Origin of the sequence: Pleurocapsa minor HA4230-MV1, assembly GCA_019359095.1 — a bacterium.
Lineage (GTDB): Bacteria > Cyanobacteriota > Cyanobacteriia > Cyanobacteriales > Xenococcaceae > Waterburya > Waterburya minor.
In genome coordinates this window covers 363228-381946 of sequence record JAHHHZ010000013.1, presented here as the reverse complement: position 1 = coordinate 381946, position 18719 = coordinate 363228, and the positions used below count along the sequence as shown (strand labels likewise).

Below are 18719 nucleotides of genomic sequence, written 5' to 3'. Positions count from 1 at the left end.
AAGAAATGCTCTAGATAGAATAAAAGGCTGCTAAGTAGCAGCCCAGCAAGTTATTTGATTTAAGACAGTGATCTTAATTATGCTTCTTTACTTTTGCTAAAGTAATCGCTTAAAGCATCAGCAATAATTTGATTCATAGGTCGACCTTCCTTTTCAGCAATTTCTTTCAAGCGAGGAAAAAGGTGATCGGGAACGCTAACACGACGCTGATTTTTGCGAAATTTGGGTTGAGTGGTAGTATCTGTATCCATATCCATATAGCTTCCTAGGGTGTAGTTTTCAGCAAAATTACGAATGGCAGCGAATCCGACGCGACTACAGAATGAACCAAAGCTTTCCTTAGATTTGCGACCCTGCTTGAAGAAGACAAATATAGGCTCAAAGAAGGTTTCTAGCTCATCTACGGACATTTTCTGCTCATAAGGTTGGGCTAGCTGAGTTTGGTTGGGTGTGCCTCCCAGCCAGATTTGGTATTTCTCTGGTGCGCTGCCGACAAAACCTAGTTCTGCCATGTAGGGACGAGCGCAGCCGTTGGGACACCCAGTCATCCGCATCACGAAGTGTTCGTCTACCATTCCTAGTTTATTCAATAATGTCCTGATTCGATCGGTAATTCCTGGTAAAGCTCTTTCCGATTCCGTAACCGCTAGTCCACAGGTAGGTAAGGCAGGACAAGCCATAGAATAGCGAGTTAAGGGTTCGATCGCCTGGGGATCGGTAATTATGCCCCGATTATTGAGAATATTCTCGACGGTTGCTTTCTGCTCTGGAGCAATTTCACAGAGGATGATATTGTGGTTGGGAGATAAGCGCATGGGTAGGTTTAACTGCTGCACAATCTCTCTTAGAGCAGTTTTTAATTGAAAAGCACCCTCATCTTTAACTCGGCCGTTTTCCACCCCGATGCCGAAGAACCAGTTACCATCTCCTTGCTCATACCAACCTAAAAAGTCTTGATATTGCCAGGCTGGGAGCTTTTTATAAGGCTTTAGTTCTTTGCCGAAATAGGACTCGACTTTGGCTTTGAATTTCTCAACTCCCCAATCGTGAATCAAGTATTTCATGCGCGAATGACGGCGGTTAGTGCGATCGCCATAATCTCGTTGAGTAGCAACAATTGCTTTAACTAAATCGTAAACATCAGCCTTATCTACATAGCCAATTTCATCAGAAATCCGTGCAAAGGTTTCTTCTTTATTATGAGTACGTCCTAAACCACCCCCAGCAAGCACATTAAATCCCTGTAACTCACCTTTTTTATTACTCATTACCACCAGACTAATATCGTGGGTGTAGACATCAACAGAGTTGTCCCCAGGTACAGTAACGCAGATTTTGAACTTACGGGGTAAAAATTGCTCGCCATAGATTGGTTCGAGGCTGTTTTCAATAATCATCCCTCTGCCTTTACTTTGTCTAGCAGCCTTTACTTCAGGAGCTTCCTCGACACTAACCGCTTTTTCCCCATCTAGCCAGATCTCGTAATAAGCGCCACTTTGAGGATTTAATAGATCGGCAATATTATTGGCGTATTTAAAAGCATATTGGTATTCAGGCTTATTCTTAAACGGCGCAGGAGGAGACATGATGTTGCGGTTAACATCTCCACAAGCACTCAGGGTTGAACCCATGTTGTTGAGAATCGTCTTAATTACCGTTTTCATGTTTTGCTTCAGAATTCCGTGAATCTGAAACCCCTGACGAGTTGTGATTCGCAGGGTATGATTGCCATACTCTTCGGCAAGACGATCTAAAGCCAAAAATAATTCTGGTGGAATAAATCCCCCTGGGCTACGAGTACGCAGCATCATTTGATAGTCTTTTTCTTGACCACTGACTCGATTATCGCGGTTATCTTGCTGGTAAGAGCCGTGGAATTTTAGGATTTGAATCGCATCCTCGGTAAAGTGGGTGGTATCTTGTTTTAGTTCACTCAAAAGAGGTTCGCGAAGAAAGTTACTGCGCTCTTTTATTTTTTCAACTTTGGATACTTTTTTTTCAACTTTTTTTTCAATTGGAGTCTGAACCATATTCTTATCAATAAATACCAGGAGAATTGTTTAAGTTTTGCTGTTTGGGGTTTAAAGGTTCTTTTTTATCTTAGCGTTTGCGATCGCCTATCGTATCGAAATAATGTGTTAAGACATATCAATGAATGAACCCTGATTTTTGACAAGAGCTACTTAAGCTCAAAGCCTTCTGGCGGTTTTTTTGAACCAATTTACCTGCCGACTAAGAAGTAACATTCTCGCATCTTGGTAACAAACAATACAAGTTGCTCCATGTCTATGCTTACAAAAATTATCTTCTTGTCTACCGATGAGATGAGCGAAGAGAAGCCGATCCCACAGCAGGTAGAGATGAAGATAAAAGATCTCTAAAGAATTTTATCCTAGGCTTTTGGCGAATTTTTGTAACCAAAAAAGTCAATCCGATAATCTACAATTGAAACTCCCGTCTGTTCTTCAATCTGCTTGATGATTGATTCGGGTAACTCAATTTGTAAATCGATAATTTGGTTGGTATCTAAACAGTTAATGTGGCTATGAGAATCGCTAATATTGCCATACAGCCTGCCGTCCGAGCGTTCTAGACACTCGATTACGCCTCCTGCTGACAATGCCTCTAGGTTCTGATACACCGAAGTATGACCGATTTCTTTGCCCTCTTGGTTGAGCAGATCATAAATCTCTCTAGCGGAAAGATGATTTTCATTTTTCCACAGCAGTTCTAAAACATAGCGGCGCTGACGACTAACTCGCATACCTAATTCTTGACAACGAGCTAGAGCATCTTCTAAAGATTTAATGGGTTTGGGACTTGCCTCAGTCGTTTTCATATGGGAGGCTAACTTAATTTAAAACTATACATAGTCATTACCACTTTAACTTAAATTTAAACTAAATGTCTATCACAAAAACTAGTAAAGGGCTTCGCCCTGGCTATTAGCTCTTAGCTATTAGCTATTTACTTAAGTAATTGCGCATAAGCTAAAAGCTTTTTTTGGTAAAGTAAACAGTAGCCCGCCTTAATAAGAATATTCTGCTTTCTCGATCGAGCGCTTTAACCTTTGGCTCGTGTTGACTTGGATAATTTGAGCTTAAATAAAAAATTTATCTATTTTTGTAATATTACTTGTGACTATAAAATTAACCCTAGATCATCAAGCGATCGCCTCTTTAGATTTATCAGTAGTAAAAAAACAACTTGCCCCCTGGTTGGCAAAAATTGCCGACTATGAACAGCAACTACAGTTTGCGCTCGATTTTGAGCAAGCAGAAAATGATCCTCGTGAGCTATCAGAGATTCCTGAAATCAGACTCTGGTATGTTCGCTTAGATGCCACCTATCCTTGGCTACCGTTTCTTCTAGATTGGAAAGCGGGAGAATTAGCACGCTACACGGCGATGCTTGTGCCTCATCAATTTAATCGTAGCGAAGGCATTATGTTTAATCCAGAGGCGTTAGAGATTTTTGTGATGAATAAAATCTTTGTTTTGTCTGACTGGTTACAAGAACAGGGAATTCCAGAGCGATCGCGTTTAAAATCGATGGCACAGTTATTTGGTTACGAGTTAGATAATGTGTTTTTTGACATGATTCAAGATGGTAATTAGAGTCTTGCCAAGTTTTCCTGGTTGAAACAGGGAAAAAGGAAACGGAAACCAGCTATGAGCTAGAGCAAAATTTATAGCTGTTAAATTATAAAGATGAAGTTAACTAAGTTTTATGATGCGCCTCAGTACTATCAGAGAGTAAAAAATTATTTGCTTCAGCATGAGGCAGCTAACTGCTTAATTTTGGGTATGAACAAAGGTTTAGTTGGTGGTGAGGCCAATAGTGCAAATCAACCTTATATGGTTGTTGTCGAACAGGATCGATCCATAGTAGCTACAGCGATACAAACTCCACCGCGTAATTTAATTTTGGCAAAACCCAGTAACTCGCAAGCAATTAAACTAATTGCCCAAGATCTTGCAACCAATCCTCAATCTTTGCCTGGAGTAATTGCTTCAAAAGCTGAAGCTAAAACATTTGTCGATACTTGGCACAATTTAACAGGACAATTATCTAAATTAAATGTTGCCATGCGAGTGCATCAGTTAAACCAGGTGCAACGGATAACTAATGCAACAGGTCAAATAAGGTTAGCCAAAGAAAGCGATCGCCATTTGCTAACAGATTGGATACAGGCATTTGTAATAGAGGCTTTGGGAGACAGTGAACCGAAGTCGGATAGCCAGTTATGGTTTGACCGAAATTTAAAAAAACAAAGCTTATACGTTTGGCAGGATCGAAAAACTGTATCGATGGCAGCATATGGAGGCACAACACCTAATGGAATTAAAGTAAATGCAGTATATACGCCACCAGAGCATAGAGGGAGGGGATATGCAACTTCTTGTGTAGCTGTAATAAGCCAAAAATTGCTCAATCAATATAAATACTGTTTTTTATTCACTAATTTAGCTAATCCCGCTTCTAATCATATCTATCGTAAAATTGGCTATCTCCCGATGGAAGACATCAGCAACTATAGTTTTGCTGATTGAAAATAGCGCTATTTTGATATTGATTAGGCAACTGCTGCTAATTCTTGTCCGTGTTGACGTAGCAGAGACATTAATTCATCGCGATAATCGTGGAACAGAGAGTGTCGTTTGACCATTTGTGTCCGTTCTGGCAATTTAATTAACATCTCTTTGCGCACAGTACCAGGGCGCGAACTCAAAGCGTAAATGCGATTGGAGAGAAAAACAGCTTCTTCGACATCATGGGTAATCATAAACACAGTCAAACCAGTACGCTGCCACAGATCGATCATAAACTCATGCATTGACTCTTTAGTATGAACATCTAAGGCTGCAAAAGGTTCATCCATCAGCAGTACCTTTGGTTCAGAAGCTAAAGCACGAGCGATCGCAACTCGTTGTTTCATCCCACCCGATAATTCTTTGGGTAATAAACGGGCAAATTCAGTTAAACCAACGACGTTTAAATAGTAACTGGCTTGTTCTCGGCGTTGCTTTTGGGGGACACCTTGTAACTTGAGTCCGAATTCGGTGTTTTCCTGTACGTTCATCCAAGGATAGAGGGTGTAATGCTGGAAAACCATACCGCGATCAGGCCCTGGTGCAGTAACACACTGACCGTCGATTTTTACTTCGCCACTGGTAGGACTATCCAAGCCAGCAATTTGACGCAACAACGTAGATTTACCCGAACCCGATGCACCTACCACACAGATAAATTCACCTTCGGCGATCGCCATATTGATTTCTTTAAGCACCACTAAAGTACCGCTTTTAGTTGGAAAATGTTTGTTGAGGTGATTAATTTCCAAAAACATAGTTAGGTATAACTTTAAATAGACGTTTTTAATATAGTTATCAATTACTCAACTATGTACTGTGCGATTAAACACACTTTTAAGATCTAGACTGAAATTACTCAACAAGATCAAAACTCACATCAATCACTGTTTAGTTTATTAAGCGATTTCATGTTTACTTTCTCTTGCTAAAGTTTTTATCGTTTCTGACTTGCCCACCGACAACTCACCCTTAAAAAATATTGAAAGAGTAAATCGAAAATAAGTCCGATAATACCAATAACAATTAGGCCGACAAAAATTTCATCGGTTTTTAAAAATCTGCCAGCAACGCTAATCCGACGACCCAATCCTTCATTGGCAGCAATTAATTCTGAGACAATTACCAGTTGCCAAGCTGCTGCTAAATTAATTCGGCAGGCATCGATAATTCCAGGGAGAACATAAGGCAAAATTACTTGTTTTAAGACTGACCAGCGATCGCCACCCAACATATAGGTAGCTTCAATTAATTCTTTAGGGACAAACTTAACTGTATCCATCACCATCAGCGAGTTAAAGAAAAATACACCAATAAAAATCAGCATAATTTTTGGTTCTTCACCGATACCCAGATATAGAATCAACAGAGGAATAAAAGCTGGAGCAGGCATATAGCGCATCAAGCCGAAGAGAGGTTCCAAGAGAGCGCGGATACTCGCAAAACTGCCCATCAGCACGCCAATCGGAATCGCTAAGATTAATGCTAGAAAAAAGCCCACGCCGACTCGCCATAAACTAGCTACAGTGTCTTTAAGCAGTTCTCCCGTACTCGATAAACGGATAAAGGCAGACCAGACTTGGGCGGGAGAGGGTAAAAACTTGGGGTCTATATTGCCGAATGTCGTTACCAACCACCAGACAACTAGCGGCAAAGCGATTGAAGTAATAATTAGAGAAGTATTTAGGGGTTGAGGAATATCTTCTGCCAGTCGCCAAAAAACCGTTGGGCGTATAGTTTTAGGCTTGATCAACGATTGAATCGATCGCTGGTTATCATGGTGATTCATAGTTCAATTGTTTAATTAAGAACTTGGCTGTTTGGCTGCATAGGCTTTGACAAAGCGATCGTCAAATAGATTACTCAGATCTGGAGCTTGTTGGGCTAAACCAGATTTGACTAAAAAATCGCTAATTTTCTGGGCTGAAAATTGTAACGAGGTGACATCTTGCCCTGGTTTAAAAGCTTTAAGATTATCTTGCACTGAAAAGATGGTTGTACCATCGGCATAATCTTCATATTCGGCGATGGTTACATTTGCCCGTTTTGCCATGATTTTATTAGCTGATGCTTTATTTTGCTCGATACGATCGAGGGTGGCAAACCAAGAATTGACTGTAGCTTGCACCTGTTCGGGATTTTCTGCAATAAACTGACGAGAAAATACTAAATGATCGGAAATTGCGCCAGGAAAGTCTTTGGAACTAAATAATTCTTTGCTGCCAGGTCGTTTTAGGGCTTGAGTGGTAAAAGGAGCAAATACAGCAACGGCATCAACTTGACCACCAACAAAGGCTGTAGCTGCTTGACCTGTTTCTAAGGGGACAAACTCAATATCTGCTGCGGATAAACCTTCTTTTTCAAGCCCGAGTAATAATAAATAATGGTCGACTGTGCCTTCTTCAGCAGCAATTTTTTTCCCTTTTAGATCGGCAACACTATTAATTTCTTCACTCACAATTATTTTGTCGTTACCAGTGGAGTTGTCATTAACTAAAACTATCGCCAGATCTGTACCGCCTGAGACACTACTAATCGTATCGTTTAAGGTTTGACTGTTCGCCTCAATTTGTCCTGTGGTTAAAGCACTGAGTGATTCTAAATAACCGTCAAACCATTTAAGCTCGACCGAAGCACTGTTTGCTTTAAAAATTCCTTCTGCTTGTGCAACTTGCCAAGGAAACCAACCAGGCCAGGCACTATAGCCCAAAGTGAAGGCAGCCTCGCTAGTAGAAGTAGGAGAATCGGTATCAGTGGTTGTTTTAATCGAAGTAGCTGGATTACAACCAACAACAACAGTTGCACTGAGGACAAAAATAAGCAAATAAGTGAAAAATGAACGAATTTTTAGCATAAATTGAGTAAAGTAATCACGTTAGGTTAGAGAATAGCTTACCAGTGCGATCGCTATTAAAAACTAAATTTAATTTGCTCAATTAACAGTTAAATCTTTTGCTTTGTGTGTTTGCGATTAGGCTCCCCTAAAGGACTAGTCCTAAAGGATTAGCTCCGCGTCCTCCGCGTCGCGCCTACGCTCCGCGATCGCAACCAATCTAGCCAAATTTCTAATCCTTCACCTGTCTTGGCAGAAATAGGAATAATTATTACTTGGGGATTCATCTGCCGTACATTGGCTTTAATCCGCTCAAGATCGATATCTAAATAGGGTGCTAGATCGGTTTTGGTAATTAACAGGCAATCTGCCTGCTGAAACATCACAGGATATTTTAAAGGCTTATCTTCTCCCTCAGTAACGCTTAATAAGGCAACTTTAGCGTGTTCCCCTACTTCAAATTCGGCAGGACAAACTAAGTTACCCACGTTTTCAACTAACACTAAATCAAGCTCGTTCGGATTATATTGATGCTCTAAGGTATGAATGCCACCTGCCACCATTTTGGAATCTAAATGACAGGAACGTCCCGTATTAATGGGAATTACAGGAACATTATATTTACGAAGGCGATCGGCATCCAGTTCAGTGGTCATATCGCCTTCAATCACGGCAATGTTTAACTTATCTTTTAAAGCTTTTAAGGTTTGTTCCAAAAGAACAGTTTTTCCTGCTCCTGGACTACTCATAATGTTAAGACAGGTAATTCCCCACTTGTCAAAATGTTCGCGGTTGTGATCTGCGCCTTCTTGGTTAGCGTGGAGTAAATTTAGTTCAATTGCAGCGTCGAATGTTTGATGCATTTTTTTCAGTTGTTAGTTATTAGTAGGGGCGAACGCCCTAAAGGACTTGTCTACCGAACTAAGCGGCATATGCGGAGCAGTATCCTTTAGGACAAGTCGCTTAGTTGGAGATTAGCTCCTTAAGTCGCGTCGCCGTTAGCCCTTACAATTTTTAGTTATAGAAGAATATTCAAGGCGATCGATTTTTAATTCACGTCCAGAGCGAATATCTTCCATTGGTGACTGACAATCAGGACAACTATATTGCAGTCCAATTTCAGGTTTATATTCTTGTTGGCAGCTATGACAAAAAGCGATCAAAGGAATATCTTTAATCGCCAGTTCTACTCCTTCTAAAAAAGTATTGCGGGTTTGAACTTCAAAAGCAAACTGCAAACCCAGAGGTTCGACACAGGTAAATTGACCAACAATTAAATGTATTTTTTGCAGCTCGATCGCTTCTGATTGTGATTCATACCAATCTTTCACGGTCAAAATCAAAGCTTTGGTCATGTCTGTTTCATGCATAGCTGATGATACTTACGAGTCTGTACTTAAAGATTTTTAGTTGATTTTAAGTTGTACTGACTAACAAAAAAGTTAGATAAATACTGGTGTTATATTTTAAATAAACCAAGCCATTACTATTTTTGTGTTGCTCGTATAATTGCTCTAAATCTTGAATAAATTTAGTTGCTATTTCTCCTTGTTTGGGAATATAAGAAGTACTCATCGCTCTACCAATTAAAGCTTCACGATTTAATCCTTGGTAATAGGGAAAAATTTCATGACGAACAGGAGCAAATAATTCTGGCTCGTGAAGAAATCTTTGAGTGCCATAACGCAATTCAGATTGATTGTTAGAAGCAACTTGAATTAAATGACTGTATTCACGAGTAAAATTATCTTCACGATCGCGATTATTCCAGACTACGGCTAATACTCCTTTTGGCTTGAGAATACGGGCAAATTCTTGTAACACTGGTTCGGGATTAAACCAGTGAAAAGATTGAAAACAAGTAACCAAATCTACTGAGTTGTCAGATAATTTTGTCGCCTCAGCATTCCCATCGCCAAATTCAACTAAAGGATGTGACTCGGCTGCTTGTTTCATTGCTGCATTAGGTTCAATGGCAATTACTTTAACTCCCCTATCGGCTAGCAATCTCGAAGAAATACCCGTTCCAGCGCCAATATCAGCAGCTATTCCAGATGTGTCTAGTCCCGCTAAAATGCAATCAATCGCCTCAGATGGATAACTAGGACGATATTTAGCATAATCCTGAGCGCGATCGCTAAATCGACTTTGAGGATTTAGTTGATACAGTTGCTTATTGTTATTGCTCATTGTTCATTGTGACGCGAAGCTAATCCTTTAGGACTCATTGCTATTGCCAAGGTTCATCTACTTGCTGTGCTTCTTCATGAATGTAGGATGGTTTTTCGCTTCTGGGTAACTGTCCTGAAACTACCAAATGTGCCATGGTGTCGCAGATAACGCGAGTGGCCATAAGTGCCGTCATATCGCTAACGTCATAGGGTGGAGAAACTTCGACTACTTCAATACCACATACTGTAGTATTTTGCACAATTCTTTTGAGTAAATGTAGCGCCTCACGAGGTAATAGACCCCCTGGTTCTGGCCAGCCTGTCCCTGGAACAAATCCCGCATCAATGCAATCGATATCAAAACTAATCCAGACGCAATCTGTACCGTCTGTTGCTTTGGCGATCGCAAAGTCGGCTGCTGCATCTAAACCCATTTCCGTAATATCAGTTACGGTCAAAATATTAGTCGCTCTTTCTCGACATACCTTTACTCCTGGTCGCGGTACTTGCCAACCACCAATACCCAATTGCACCAAATTTTCTGCGGGAGCATTTGCCATATTGGTCGCATGAAACCAAGGACAGGTGTGCATTCTTTCGTCTAAATCTGTTTCTTGAGTATCTACATGACGATCAAAGTGAATAATGCCAACTTTTTTATCCCCCAAATGACGACAAACAGCTCTAACCGTGGGAAAGCCAATGGAATGATCGCCACCTAAGACGATGGGAAATGCACCAGAACTAAAAACATGAGCCACACCTTTAGAAATCTGATCGAAAGATTTTTCATTGTTGGCAGGAATGGTAAAGATATCTCCCACATCACAAAGAGTAATCTGTTCGCGTAAATCAACTCCTAGTTCAAAGTTATATGGCGTATAAAGAGCAGAGATTTTACGAATACCTTGAGGGCCAAAACGAGTACCAGGACGATAGGTAGTTCCCGAATCGTGGGGAACGCCAATAATTGCTACATCGTAATTGCCTACCTGTTTGACATCTTCTAAATAGGGTGCTTTTAAAAAAGTATTAATCCCTGCGTAGTGAGGTAATTCTCCCCTCGAAAAAGTAGGAATAGTTCGATCTTTAATACTTGATGCTGCTTCTAAACCATAATCTAAGCCTTTATCTACTTCCTGCTGCCAGCCTGTTAGGGGTAACTGACGCTCTTTGGCTAAAGCTTGTTCTGCTTCACTACTATATTCATTGTCATCGCTATTTGGTGGTTGAAATGGTGATTGTTCGCTCATTAAATTACTAAATTACTCCTCTGAAAATTTATTGCCAATGCAAAAAGTCTGATATGTTCAACACTGTATTTCAAGTGTTAAATCCTCAAATGAACTTTAGCAACGAGTTTATTGATATTAATAGTATTAATGGTAGAGGTTATTTAATTAAATTTTATTTGTAAGCGATCGCGAATATCTACAAAAATAATCATGATTGAATTAATCATTGTTAATCAATCTAGAAATCGCTTTTCTCTATATGACCACGAACATCGTTCAGATCTATATAGCGGTCTGTAGCGTTACGTAGTTCTCTGGCGATCATGCCCTCGGTAGAAACTACGGTAATATGAGTGTTTTTAGAGCGCAATAGTTCAATTGCCCGCTCAAAGTCTCCATCCCCACTAAACAAGATTACGCGATCGTATTGCTCAACAGTGTTAAACATATCTACGACAATCTCAATATCTAAATTAGCCTTTTGGGAATAGCGACCAGAAGCATCATCATAATATTCCTTGAGGATCTTGGTTCTAACGGTATAGCCTAAGCTAATCAGCGCATCTCGAAAGCCTCTTTGATCTTGAGCATCTTTTAATCCTGTATACCAAAAAGCATTGATCATCACCACCGTGGGATCTTTAGTGAAATACTCTAATACTCTTCTGGGATCAAAAAACCAGCCATTTTTCTGCTGAGCATAGAACATATTGTTGCCGTCTACAAATATCGACAAGCGATCTCTTACGTACTGATTATGAGACTCCATATAATTTTTTCCTATAAAGGCTTAAATATATATAATTGCAAAAGTTGACAGCACGATCCGCTGTAATGACAGGGATTACGCCATAACAATTTAATGAATAGACCCGCAGTTACGGCTACGACCAAATATTATTTAATAGAGTTCGGACGATAAACAACAATTTATAGAGGGGGTAAGCCCAAATAAAATTTAGTTTAGGTATATTTCATATCTATTCCAGTTTAGGACAAAAAAAACCTCAGTAACAATTTAATTTGCTCCATTAAGATTTTTTTACAAATTCTCCTATCTGTCGAATAAATAAAAAGTGAATTTGTGGTTAATTGAGCGAGATATATTGAGCAGATCGGATTAAAAATAGTAGTCTGACCTTCTGCTAAAGAGCGATCGCTAATTTTTTAAGCAATTAGAGAAATATAGTTTTTTGATTATGTTAATGACAGTTATCTTTGGACATCAAAGATAATAATCTATTCAACTAGTAAATTAGAACTAATATTAAATTGTACAGGCGATCGCTTCAGTATCTGCTTCAAAACAAACCAAATCCAGATAACGGGGATTCTCTCTGAGTAACTTGGCGAGTAACCAGCCAGCGATCGTCCAAGTTTGAAATTTACGGGACGATTTGCCAATTAAACGAGCATTTTTCCCATCATAATATTCGGGCCAATCATCCTGTGAAAGTCGTAACTCGGCGATCGCCATTGCCCTGTCCGCTAAGTCTTCTCGTCCCATTTTTTGACAGGCTGCCATCATCGTCCACAACAAGACTGGCCAACTACCGCCATTATGATAAGACCAAGGAGTATTTTTGGGATCGCAACCAGTAATTATTCTCCATTCCAGTCCAGAAATTGCTGGGTAACAGAGTTTTATTGGCATCTTACCAACCAAATCTGACCAGCGATTTTCAATGAGATTGAGGATATCGGCAGATTGTCTTGCCGTAGTTAATGAACCCATGATGGCGACTAAGTTACCCAAGGAAAAAAACCGAAAGTCCATTTTTCCTGGCCCCAAATTGCCTGCTAGATAACCTCCTCGATCGGGGATCCATTCTGTTAACCAGTCGGGGATCGATTCAGGATAAATATTAAACTTGTTGACGACCGATTCCCCAAACTGTTCGGACTGATAGCGATGAATCTGATTAAGCTTGGTTAAATCTAGCCAGTAATAGTCTCGTAGATGATATACCAAGCTGCCTAAACGGTTATTAATTTTATCTACCAGAATTTCACCATCGGTATTTTTGACCAGCATTTCACGAGCAGCCCGCAGCGCAATATAAAACAACGACTGAATTTCTAGGGGATGTCCGCTTAATCCCATTGGGCGATCGATCATGCAGGCACCATCGGGTACAAGCAGAGTCGGGGTCATCTCAAACTGTGGGCCTAAACAGATCTCTAAAATAAACGCTAAAGCTTCCTGAAAATTGTCGCTTTGAGCTAGCTCCCAATCGCCAGTTGCTTTAGTATAGGCGCGGAGCAGAATAATCCACCAGAGACAGGAATCTATCGGCGTAACGCGACCGATCGCTTTATCCCCAAAATCCGCATGAAGATATTGTTCATCCTCCAGGGACTCCACCTTAAAACTAGCGGGCATTAGACCTATAGGAGGCTGATAACAGTCCACTCTTCTTTTTTTCTTTTGCAAGCCGACGGTTTCAATTAGGAAGTTGTAGACAATATCTGTTTTACCCTGAATGAGAAATACCAAGGCAGCAGGAATAAAATCACGAATAAAGCACTGGTCGTAGTTTAAAGCTTCTCGTTCAGAGTCGGCTGCTGCTACTGCCCCTACGGCTTTTTGTTGATAGTAAATGATCGACTTTTCTAAGAGCCGATTTGCTTGTTGTTCAATAGTTTCTTTGGCTATTAGGATCATAAGCAGAAAATTCTTCAACTAAATTATGTTGTAGTTTGCAGATTACTCAGCCAAATTAAGTTCAAGAAATAGAAATCTATCTTGAAGAATATATAGACCGTGAGTATTGACGCTTTTGTGATCGTATCTTGATATTTGATTGCTTTGGCTAAAAACATTACTAAACTTTTAGTAAGCTGGGTTGTACCAGTAAATTTGCACCTTGTTTTAAAATTATTGGACATATTGGACATATTGGACATATTGGACATATTGGACATATTGGACATATTGGACATATTGGACATATTGGACATGATTGGGATCGGCGATCGCGCTTTGCTCAATCGAGATCATAAATGTCTTAAATATATATAGGTATATATAATTTTCCATCCTCTACCTCAATCCAGGAGTATTTATCTAGTGGTAGCTCAAGCAGATCGCGTAGAAATAGATCGTCGTTACGAATCTCAAACTCAGTCCATTGCGGGCGATTTAATTAAAAGCACCAGAGCGAAGAATAATATCTTTAATCGAATGCGGGATCAGATGCGCTGGGACGATAAAGTTCTGGAGTGGACAATGGCAAACCCTGGTTTAAGGGTGCAGATGTTCCGCTTTATTGATGCTATTCCCGCTCTTCAGAGTAAGGCTGAGATCGCTAATCATTTTCAGCAATATATGAGTGCGGAAGCCGTAGAGTTACCAGGTGCTTTAAAAGGCATGATTAACTTTAGCGATCCTGATTCTTTTCCCGCCCAAACCGCAGCAGCGACTATCACTAAGGCAGTAGAGACACTAGCCTATAAATATATCGCGGGGGCAAATATTACGGAGGTGATTAAGACGATCGATCGCCTGCGTAAATCAGGGATGACCTATACGATTGACCTTTTGGGTGAAGCGGTCATTACGGAAGCCGAAGCAGCAGATTATCTTCAGCGTTATCTAGATTTAATCGAGCAGCTGACGCAAAAAGCCCAAAGTTGGCAACGCCAAGAGGGAATCGATCTGGCGGATGGAGAGGAAATTTCTCAGGTACAGGTATCCGTTAAGCTGACGGCTTTTTATTCTCAGTTCGATCCTCTTAATCCTGTGGGAAGTAAAGAAAAAGTATGCGATCGCTTGAGAATCCTGTTACGCAAAGCAGGGGAACTCGGTGCAGCGATTCATTTTGACATGGAGCAGTATCGTTATAAAGATCTGACTCTCCAAATTCTGAAAGAGTTGTTGATGGAAGAAGAGTTTCGCAGTAGGACAGACTTAGGTATTACTCTCCAGGCTTATTTGCGAGATTCCTATCAAGATTTACAGGGGATTATTAACTGGGTCAAAGAACGGGGTCATCCTCTAACGGTACGTCTAGTGAAAGGCGCATATTGGGATCAAGAAACGATTAAATCTCTGCAAAATCATTGGCCACAGCCTGTATACAACCAAAAAGCAGCAACAGATCTCAATTACGAGCGTATGACCCAACTGCTATTGGAAAATCATCAATATCTCTATGCAGCTATCGGCAGCCATAATGTCCGTTCTCAAGCTTTGGCCTGTGCGATCGCCGAAACTCTCAAAATTCCTCCTCGTCGCTTTGAAATGCAGGTGCTATACGGCATGGGAGATAAATTAGCTCAAGCGTTAGTTAAGCGGGGTCATCGGGTACGAGTCTATTCTCCTTACGGTAATTTACTACCAGGCATGGCTTATCTCATCCGTCGTTTACTAGAAAATACGGCAAATAGCTCCTTTATTCGACAAAATGATCAGGAAAAACCCATTGCTGAATTAATTGCGCCACCTATGGTTGATGATTTAGACGATCGATATATTGATTCCACAACCACATCATTCAATTATGCCCCTGATACCGATTACGCCAATTTAGCAACCAGGCTCAAGGCAGAACAAACGTTAGTACAGGTCAAGCAAGAGTTAGGTAAAACCTATCAGCCTTTAATTAACGGTGAATATATTGAGGCGGATAATTATCTCGACTCCGTTAATCCTTGTAGATCGAGTGAACTAGTAGGGAAGGTAGGGCAAATTTCTGTAGAACAGGCAGAACAGGCAATGATAGCAGCAAAAGAAGCTTTTAAGTCCTGGAAAAAAACATCTGCTTCAGCCAGAGCTAATATCCTGCGTAAAGCTGGCGATCTAATGGAAGAACGCCGACACGAATTAAACGCCTGGATCTGTTTAGAAGTAGGTAAAATTATTCCCCAAGCCGATGGGGAAGTTTCTGAGGCAATTGATTTCTGTCGCTACTATGCAGCAGAAATGGAAAGGCTAGAATCTGGCAAAAACTACGATCTGGCTGGAGAAAATAACCGCTACTTCTATCAACCCAAAGGTATTGCTGTCGTCATTTCCCCCTGGAACTTCCCTTTTGCGATCGCCACTGGCATGACTGTTGCTGCCTTAGTTACAGGTAACTGCACCCTGTTAAAACCTGCCGCCACTTCTTCCGTCATTGCTGCCAAGCTAGCAGAAATTTTAGTCGAGGCGGGCATTCCTCCAGGAGTATTCCAATATGTTCCAGGCAAGGGTTCGGAAGTTGGCACATATTTAGTCGAACACAAAGACACCCATGTCATTGCTTTTACGGGTTCAAGAGAAGTCGGCTGTAAAATATATGCCGATGCTGCCCAACTCAAGCCAGGACAAAAGCACCTAAAACGCGTTATTGCCGAAATGGGTGGCAAAAACGCCATTATTGTGGATGAGAGTGCCGATCTAGACCAAGCTGTCGCTGGAGTGGTACAGTCGGCCTTCGGCTACAGTGGGCAAAAGTGTTCCGCCTGTTCGCGGGTGATTGTAGCAGCACCTGTTCATGATGCTTTCCTCGCTAGACTGGTGGAAGCAACTAAATCTTTAAACGTTGGTGCAGCAGACGATCCGAACATTCAAATGGGATCGGTAATTGATGCAGCTGCGCGCGATCGCATTCTAGAATACATTGCTCAAGGTAAACAGCAAAGTGAATTAGCTTTAACCATGCCGACTCCTGACGGTGGCTACTATATCCCTCCCACTATCTTTAGTGGAGTTAATCCAGACCATACTATTGCTCAAGAGGAAATCTTTGGCCCTGTTTTAGCTGTAATGAAGGCAGATAACTTTGACCAAGCTTTAGAGATAGCTAACGGTACAGACTATGCCCTAACTGGTGGTTTATATTCCCGTACCCCCCAGCATATCGAACAAGCATCCCGCGATTTTGAAGTGGGTAATCTTTATATCAACCGAAACATAACTGGAGCGATCGTCGCCCGACAACCCTTTGGCGGCTTTAAGCTGTCGGGGGTGGGTTCCAAAGCAGGTGGGCCAGATTATCTTTTACAATTCTTAGATCCCCGTGTAGTGACAGAAAACATTCAGCGTCAAGGCTTTGCGCCGATTGAAGGGGTGGAATAATCAAGGTGTAAGTGTCATAAAGGATAAGCTTCGCGTCGTGCGTCGCATTACCGACCCAGCTTAAATTCAATTCAAGCTGGGTCGGTAGTTCTTTCAACAACACATCTTCGCGCTAAGAATTGAAAGCTTTTTTATCGCACTTTTTTTTAATGCAAGCGATCGCCTCTTAAAGAAGATTTGTTACACAAAATCGGCAGCGCTTAAGTCCGCGGCTGCAATATTGGAGATTAAAGCAATCACCTCACCATTAGCATTTATAATTTCAGTATCTCCTCCACTATCTTGAATTTCCAAGCTGTCAAAGTTTAAACCACTTCCTAGGCTGAGTTTATCTGTACCGCCTGCAAAATCCAGGATATTGCTGTTGCCACTATTGCTCAAGACAAAGATGTCAGCATCATCCCCACCATACACCAAATTGTTAGCGCCAGAACCACCATTAATTTCATCTTCACCAACGCCACCTTGCAGAACATCATCACCTGAAGATCCGCTCAAGGTATCATTGCCTAAGCCGCCGTACAAAGTATCATTGCCTGACTCGCCCAAAAGTGAATCTAAACCTTCACCCCCAATTAGTTGATCAGCTCCCGATCCTCCACGCAAAGTATCATTACCTAAGCCACCATCCAAGAGGTCGTTGTCGTTACCTCCCAAAATGATGTCCGTATCATCCCCGCCAAACAAAGCATCATTGCCCCCGTCGCCCCGAATACTATCATTCCCATCCAAACCAATGAGAAAATCCTGATTATCTGCACCTCTAATAGTGTCTTTTCCTACTGTTCCTTCAGAAAAGTCATTACTAGTAGTTCCTGAAATATTAGCCATGATACTTACTTCAAAATATGTGTTTGCTGCCTATTAAGATGCGGTACTTAATATCAATATGCACACCCTTACTATAAATTTCGTTTGAAAACTTTAGTTTTCTCAACGGAGCAACATAGAGGTATATTTTAATAATTGTGGTTAATCAGAAAATCTTAAAAAACGGCTGTGAAATTAAAATCAATTATTTTAAACCTGTGTTCTTTCACAGTCGTAATTTCTCTGCTACTGCTAACGGGATGTTCAACTACCGTCACAGATAATGTCCATCTCAAATATGGTAATCCCAGCAATGCCAAAAGCAGGGAGAATAATTATCTCATCGCCAAGCCTGAATATGCTTTATCTTACAACTGTAAAACAGGAGTTGCTAATTGGGTTAGTTGGCAGCTCGATCGCAGTTGGCTAGGTAGTGCCGAACGTTCTGACAATTTTATGCCCAATACTGAGTTACCAGCAGATTGCTATGCCGTTAGACCCAGTGACTACAGCAGAAGTGGTTACGATCGCGGTCATTTAATTCCCAGTGGCGATCGCACTCGTAGTGTGCTGGAGAATGAGAGTACCTTTGTCATGACTAATATCATTCCCCAGTCTCCCAGCAATAATCGCGAAGTTTGGCGGGAATTAGAGGAATATAGCCGAGAATTAGCTTTCCAAGGGAAAGAACTTTATTTAGTGGCAGGAGGAGAAGGTATTGCCGAGAAAATTGCTGATAGTCAAGTCGTTGTTCCTGAATATACCTGGAAAGTAATCTTAATTTTAGATGAGCCGAATAGTGAGATCACAGCCCAGAATGCTAAAACTCTGGCGGTTTGGATTCCTAATTCCGAAGAGGTGATAAATACAGATTGGCAAGACTATATTGTGTCGGTAGATCGGGTAGAAAAAAATACAGGATATAACTTTTTTGCCACTTTGCCTAGACGTATACAGCGTCAGATTGAAAAAACTATTTATGTAGACGCGGTTTAGCTGTGGTGCTTGATAAATAAG

General features: G+C 40.9%; 16 protein-coding genes. 4 read left to right on the top strand and 12 right to left on the bottom strand.

Going from position 1 to position 18719, the window contains the following annotated elements; all coding sequences use genetic code 11:
• Nucleotides 1-77: 77 nt before the first annotated feature.
• Together sir and KME09_06620 are read right to left on the bottom strand one after the other, a co-directional pair.
• Nucleotides 78-2030, bottom strand: a complete 1953-nt coding sequence (gene sir / locus KME09_06625) for a sulfite reductase, ferredoxin dependent (GenBank protein ID MBW4533597.1) — start codon at nt 2028-2030, stop codon at nt 78-80.
• Between the two features lie 362 nt (nt 2031-2392).
• Nucleotides 2393-2839: a transcriptional repressor gene (locus tag KME09_06620; GenBank protein MBW4533596.1), complete on the bottom strand. Its 447-nt coding sequence runs from the start codon at nt 2837-2839 to the stop codon at nt 2393-2395.
• A 298-nt stretch (nt 2840-3137) separates the two neighbouring features.
• Between KME09_06620 and KME09_06615 the strand changes: the two genes are divergently transcribed.
• Together KME09_06615 and KME09_06610 are read left to right on the top strand one after the other, a co-directional pair.
• The gene (locus tag KME09_06615; GenBank protein ID MBW4533595.1) at nt 3138-3617 is read left to right on the top strand and encodes a CRR6 family NdhI maturation factor; all 480 of its coding nucleotides are present in this window, start codon (nt 3138-3140) and stop codon (nt 3615-3617) included.
• Between the two features lie 93 nt (nt 3618-3710).
• Nucleotides 3711-4553: a GNAT family N-acetyltransferase gene (locus tag KME09_06610; GenBank protein ID MBW4533594.1), complete on the top strand. Its 843-nt coding sequence runs from the start codon at nt 3711-3713 to the stop codon at nt 4551-4553.
• Between the two features lie 23 nt (nt 4554-4576).
• Here KME09_06610 and KME09_06605 read toward each other — a convergent pair whose 3' ends face one another.
• The 9 genes from KME09_06605 to KME09_06565 all read right to left on the bottom strand — a co-directional run bounded on the left by KME09_06605 (nt 4577) and on the right by KME09_06565 (nt 13496).
• Nucleotides 4577-5350 carry an ABC transporter ATP-binding protein gene (locus tag KME09_06605; GenBank protein ID MBW4533593.1) on the bottom strand — a complete coding sequence of 258 codons (774 nt, stop codon included), beginning with the start codon at nt 5348-5350 and terminating at the stop codon, nt 4577-4579.
• Between the two features lie 179 nt (nt 5351-5529).
• Nucleotides 5530-6381 (bottom strand): ABC transporter permease, encoded by an 852-nt coding sequence (locus KME09_06600; GenBank protein ID MBW4533592.1) that lies wholly within the window; start codon nt 6379-6381, stop codon nt 5530-5532.
• A gap of 15 nt (nt 6382-6396) precedes the next feature.
• Nucleotides 6397-7446, bottom strand: coding sequence for an ABC transporter substrate-binding protein (locus tag KME09_06595; protein MBW4533591.1), 1050 nt, complete (start codon nt 7444-7446; stop codon nt 6397-6399).
• Between the two features lie 149 nt (nt 7447-7595).
• A complete protein-coding gene (gene hypB / locus KME09_06590) occupies nt 7596-8288 on the bottom strand; it encodes a hydrogenase nickel incorporation protein HypB (GenBank protein ID MBW4533590.1) in 693 nt (230 codons plus the stop codon).
• Between the two features lie 135 nt (nt 8289-8423).
• Nucleotides 8424-8795 (bottom strand): hydrogenase maturation nickel metallochaperone HypA, encoded by a 372-nt coding sequence (gene hypA, locus KME09_06585; protein MBW4533589.1) that lies wholly within the window; start codon nt 8793-8795, stop codon nt 8424-8426.
• Nucleotides 8796-8841: 46 nt separating this feature from the next.
• Nucleotides 8842-9615 (bottom strand): class I SAM-dependent methyltransferase, encoded by a 774-nt coding sequence (locus tag KME09_06580; GenBank protein MBW4533588.1) that lies wholly within the window; start codon nt 9613-9615, stop codon nt 8842-8844.
• Between the two features lie 40 nt (nt 9616-9655).
• On the bottom strand, nt 9656-10849 hold the full coding sequence (gene speB / locus KME09_06575; GenBank protein MBW4533587.1) for an agmatinase: 1194 nt from the start codon (nt 10847-10849) through the stop codon (nt 9656-9658).
• 220 nt (nt 10850-11069) lie between these two features.
• The gene (locus KME09_06570) at nt 11070-11600 is read right to left on the bottom strand and encodes an NYN domain-containing protein (GenBank protein MBW4533586.1); all 531 of its coding nucleotides are present in this window, start codon (nt 11598-11600) and stop codon (nt 11070-11072) included.
• A 498-nt stretch (nt 11601-12098) separates the two neighbouring features.
• Nucleotides 12099-13496 (bottom strand): glycoside hydrolase 100 family protein, encoded by a 1398-nt coding sequence (locus tag KME09_06565; GenBank protein ID MBW4533585.1) that lies wholly within the window; start codon nt 13494-13496, stop codon nt 12099-12101.
• Nucleotides 13497-13901: 405 nt separating this feature from the next.
• Between KME09_06565 and pruA the strand changes: the two genes are divergently transcribed.
• Nucleotides 13902-16892, top strand: coding sequence for an L-glutamate gamma-semialdehyde dehydrogenase (pruA, locus tag KME09_06560; protein ID MBW4533584.1), 2991 nt, complete (start codon nt 13902-13904; stop codon nt 16890-16892).
• 180 nt (nt 16893-17072) lie between these two features.
• Here the strand turns inward: pruA and KME09_06555 are convergent, their stop codons facing one another.
• On the bottom strand, nt 17073-17723 hold the full coding sequence (locus KME09_06555; GenBank protein ID MBW4533583.1) for a hypothetical protein: 651 nt from the start codon (nt 17721-17723) through the stop codon (nt 17073-17075).
• 186 nt (nt 17724-17909) lie between these two features.
• On the opposite strand from KME09_06555, the gene KME09_06550 reads away from it, so the two are divergent.
• Complete coding sequence (locus KME09_06550; protein MBW4533582.1) at nt 17910-18698, top strand: DNA/RNA non-specific endonuclease; 789 nt, start codon at nt 17910-17912, stop codon at nt 18696-18698.
• Nucleotides 18699-18719: the final 21 nt, after the last annotated feature.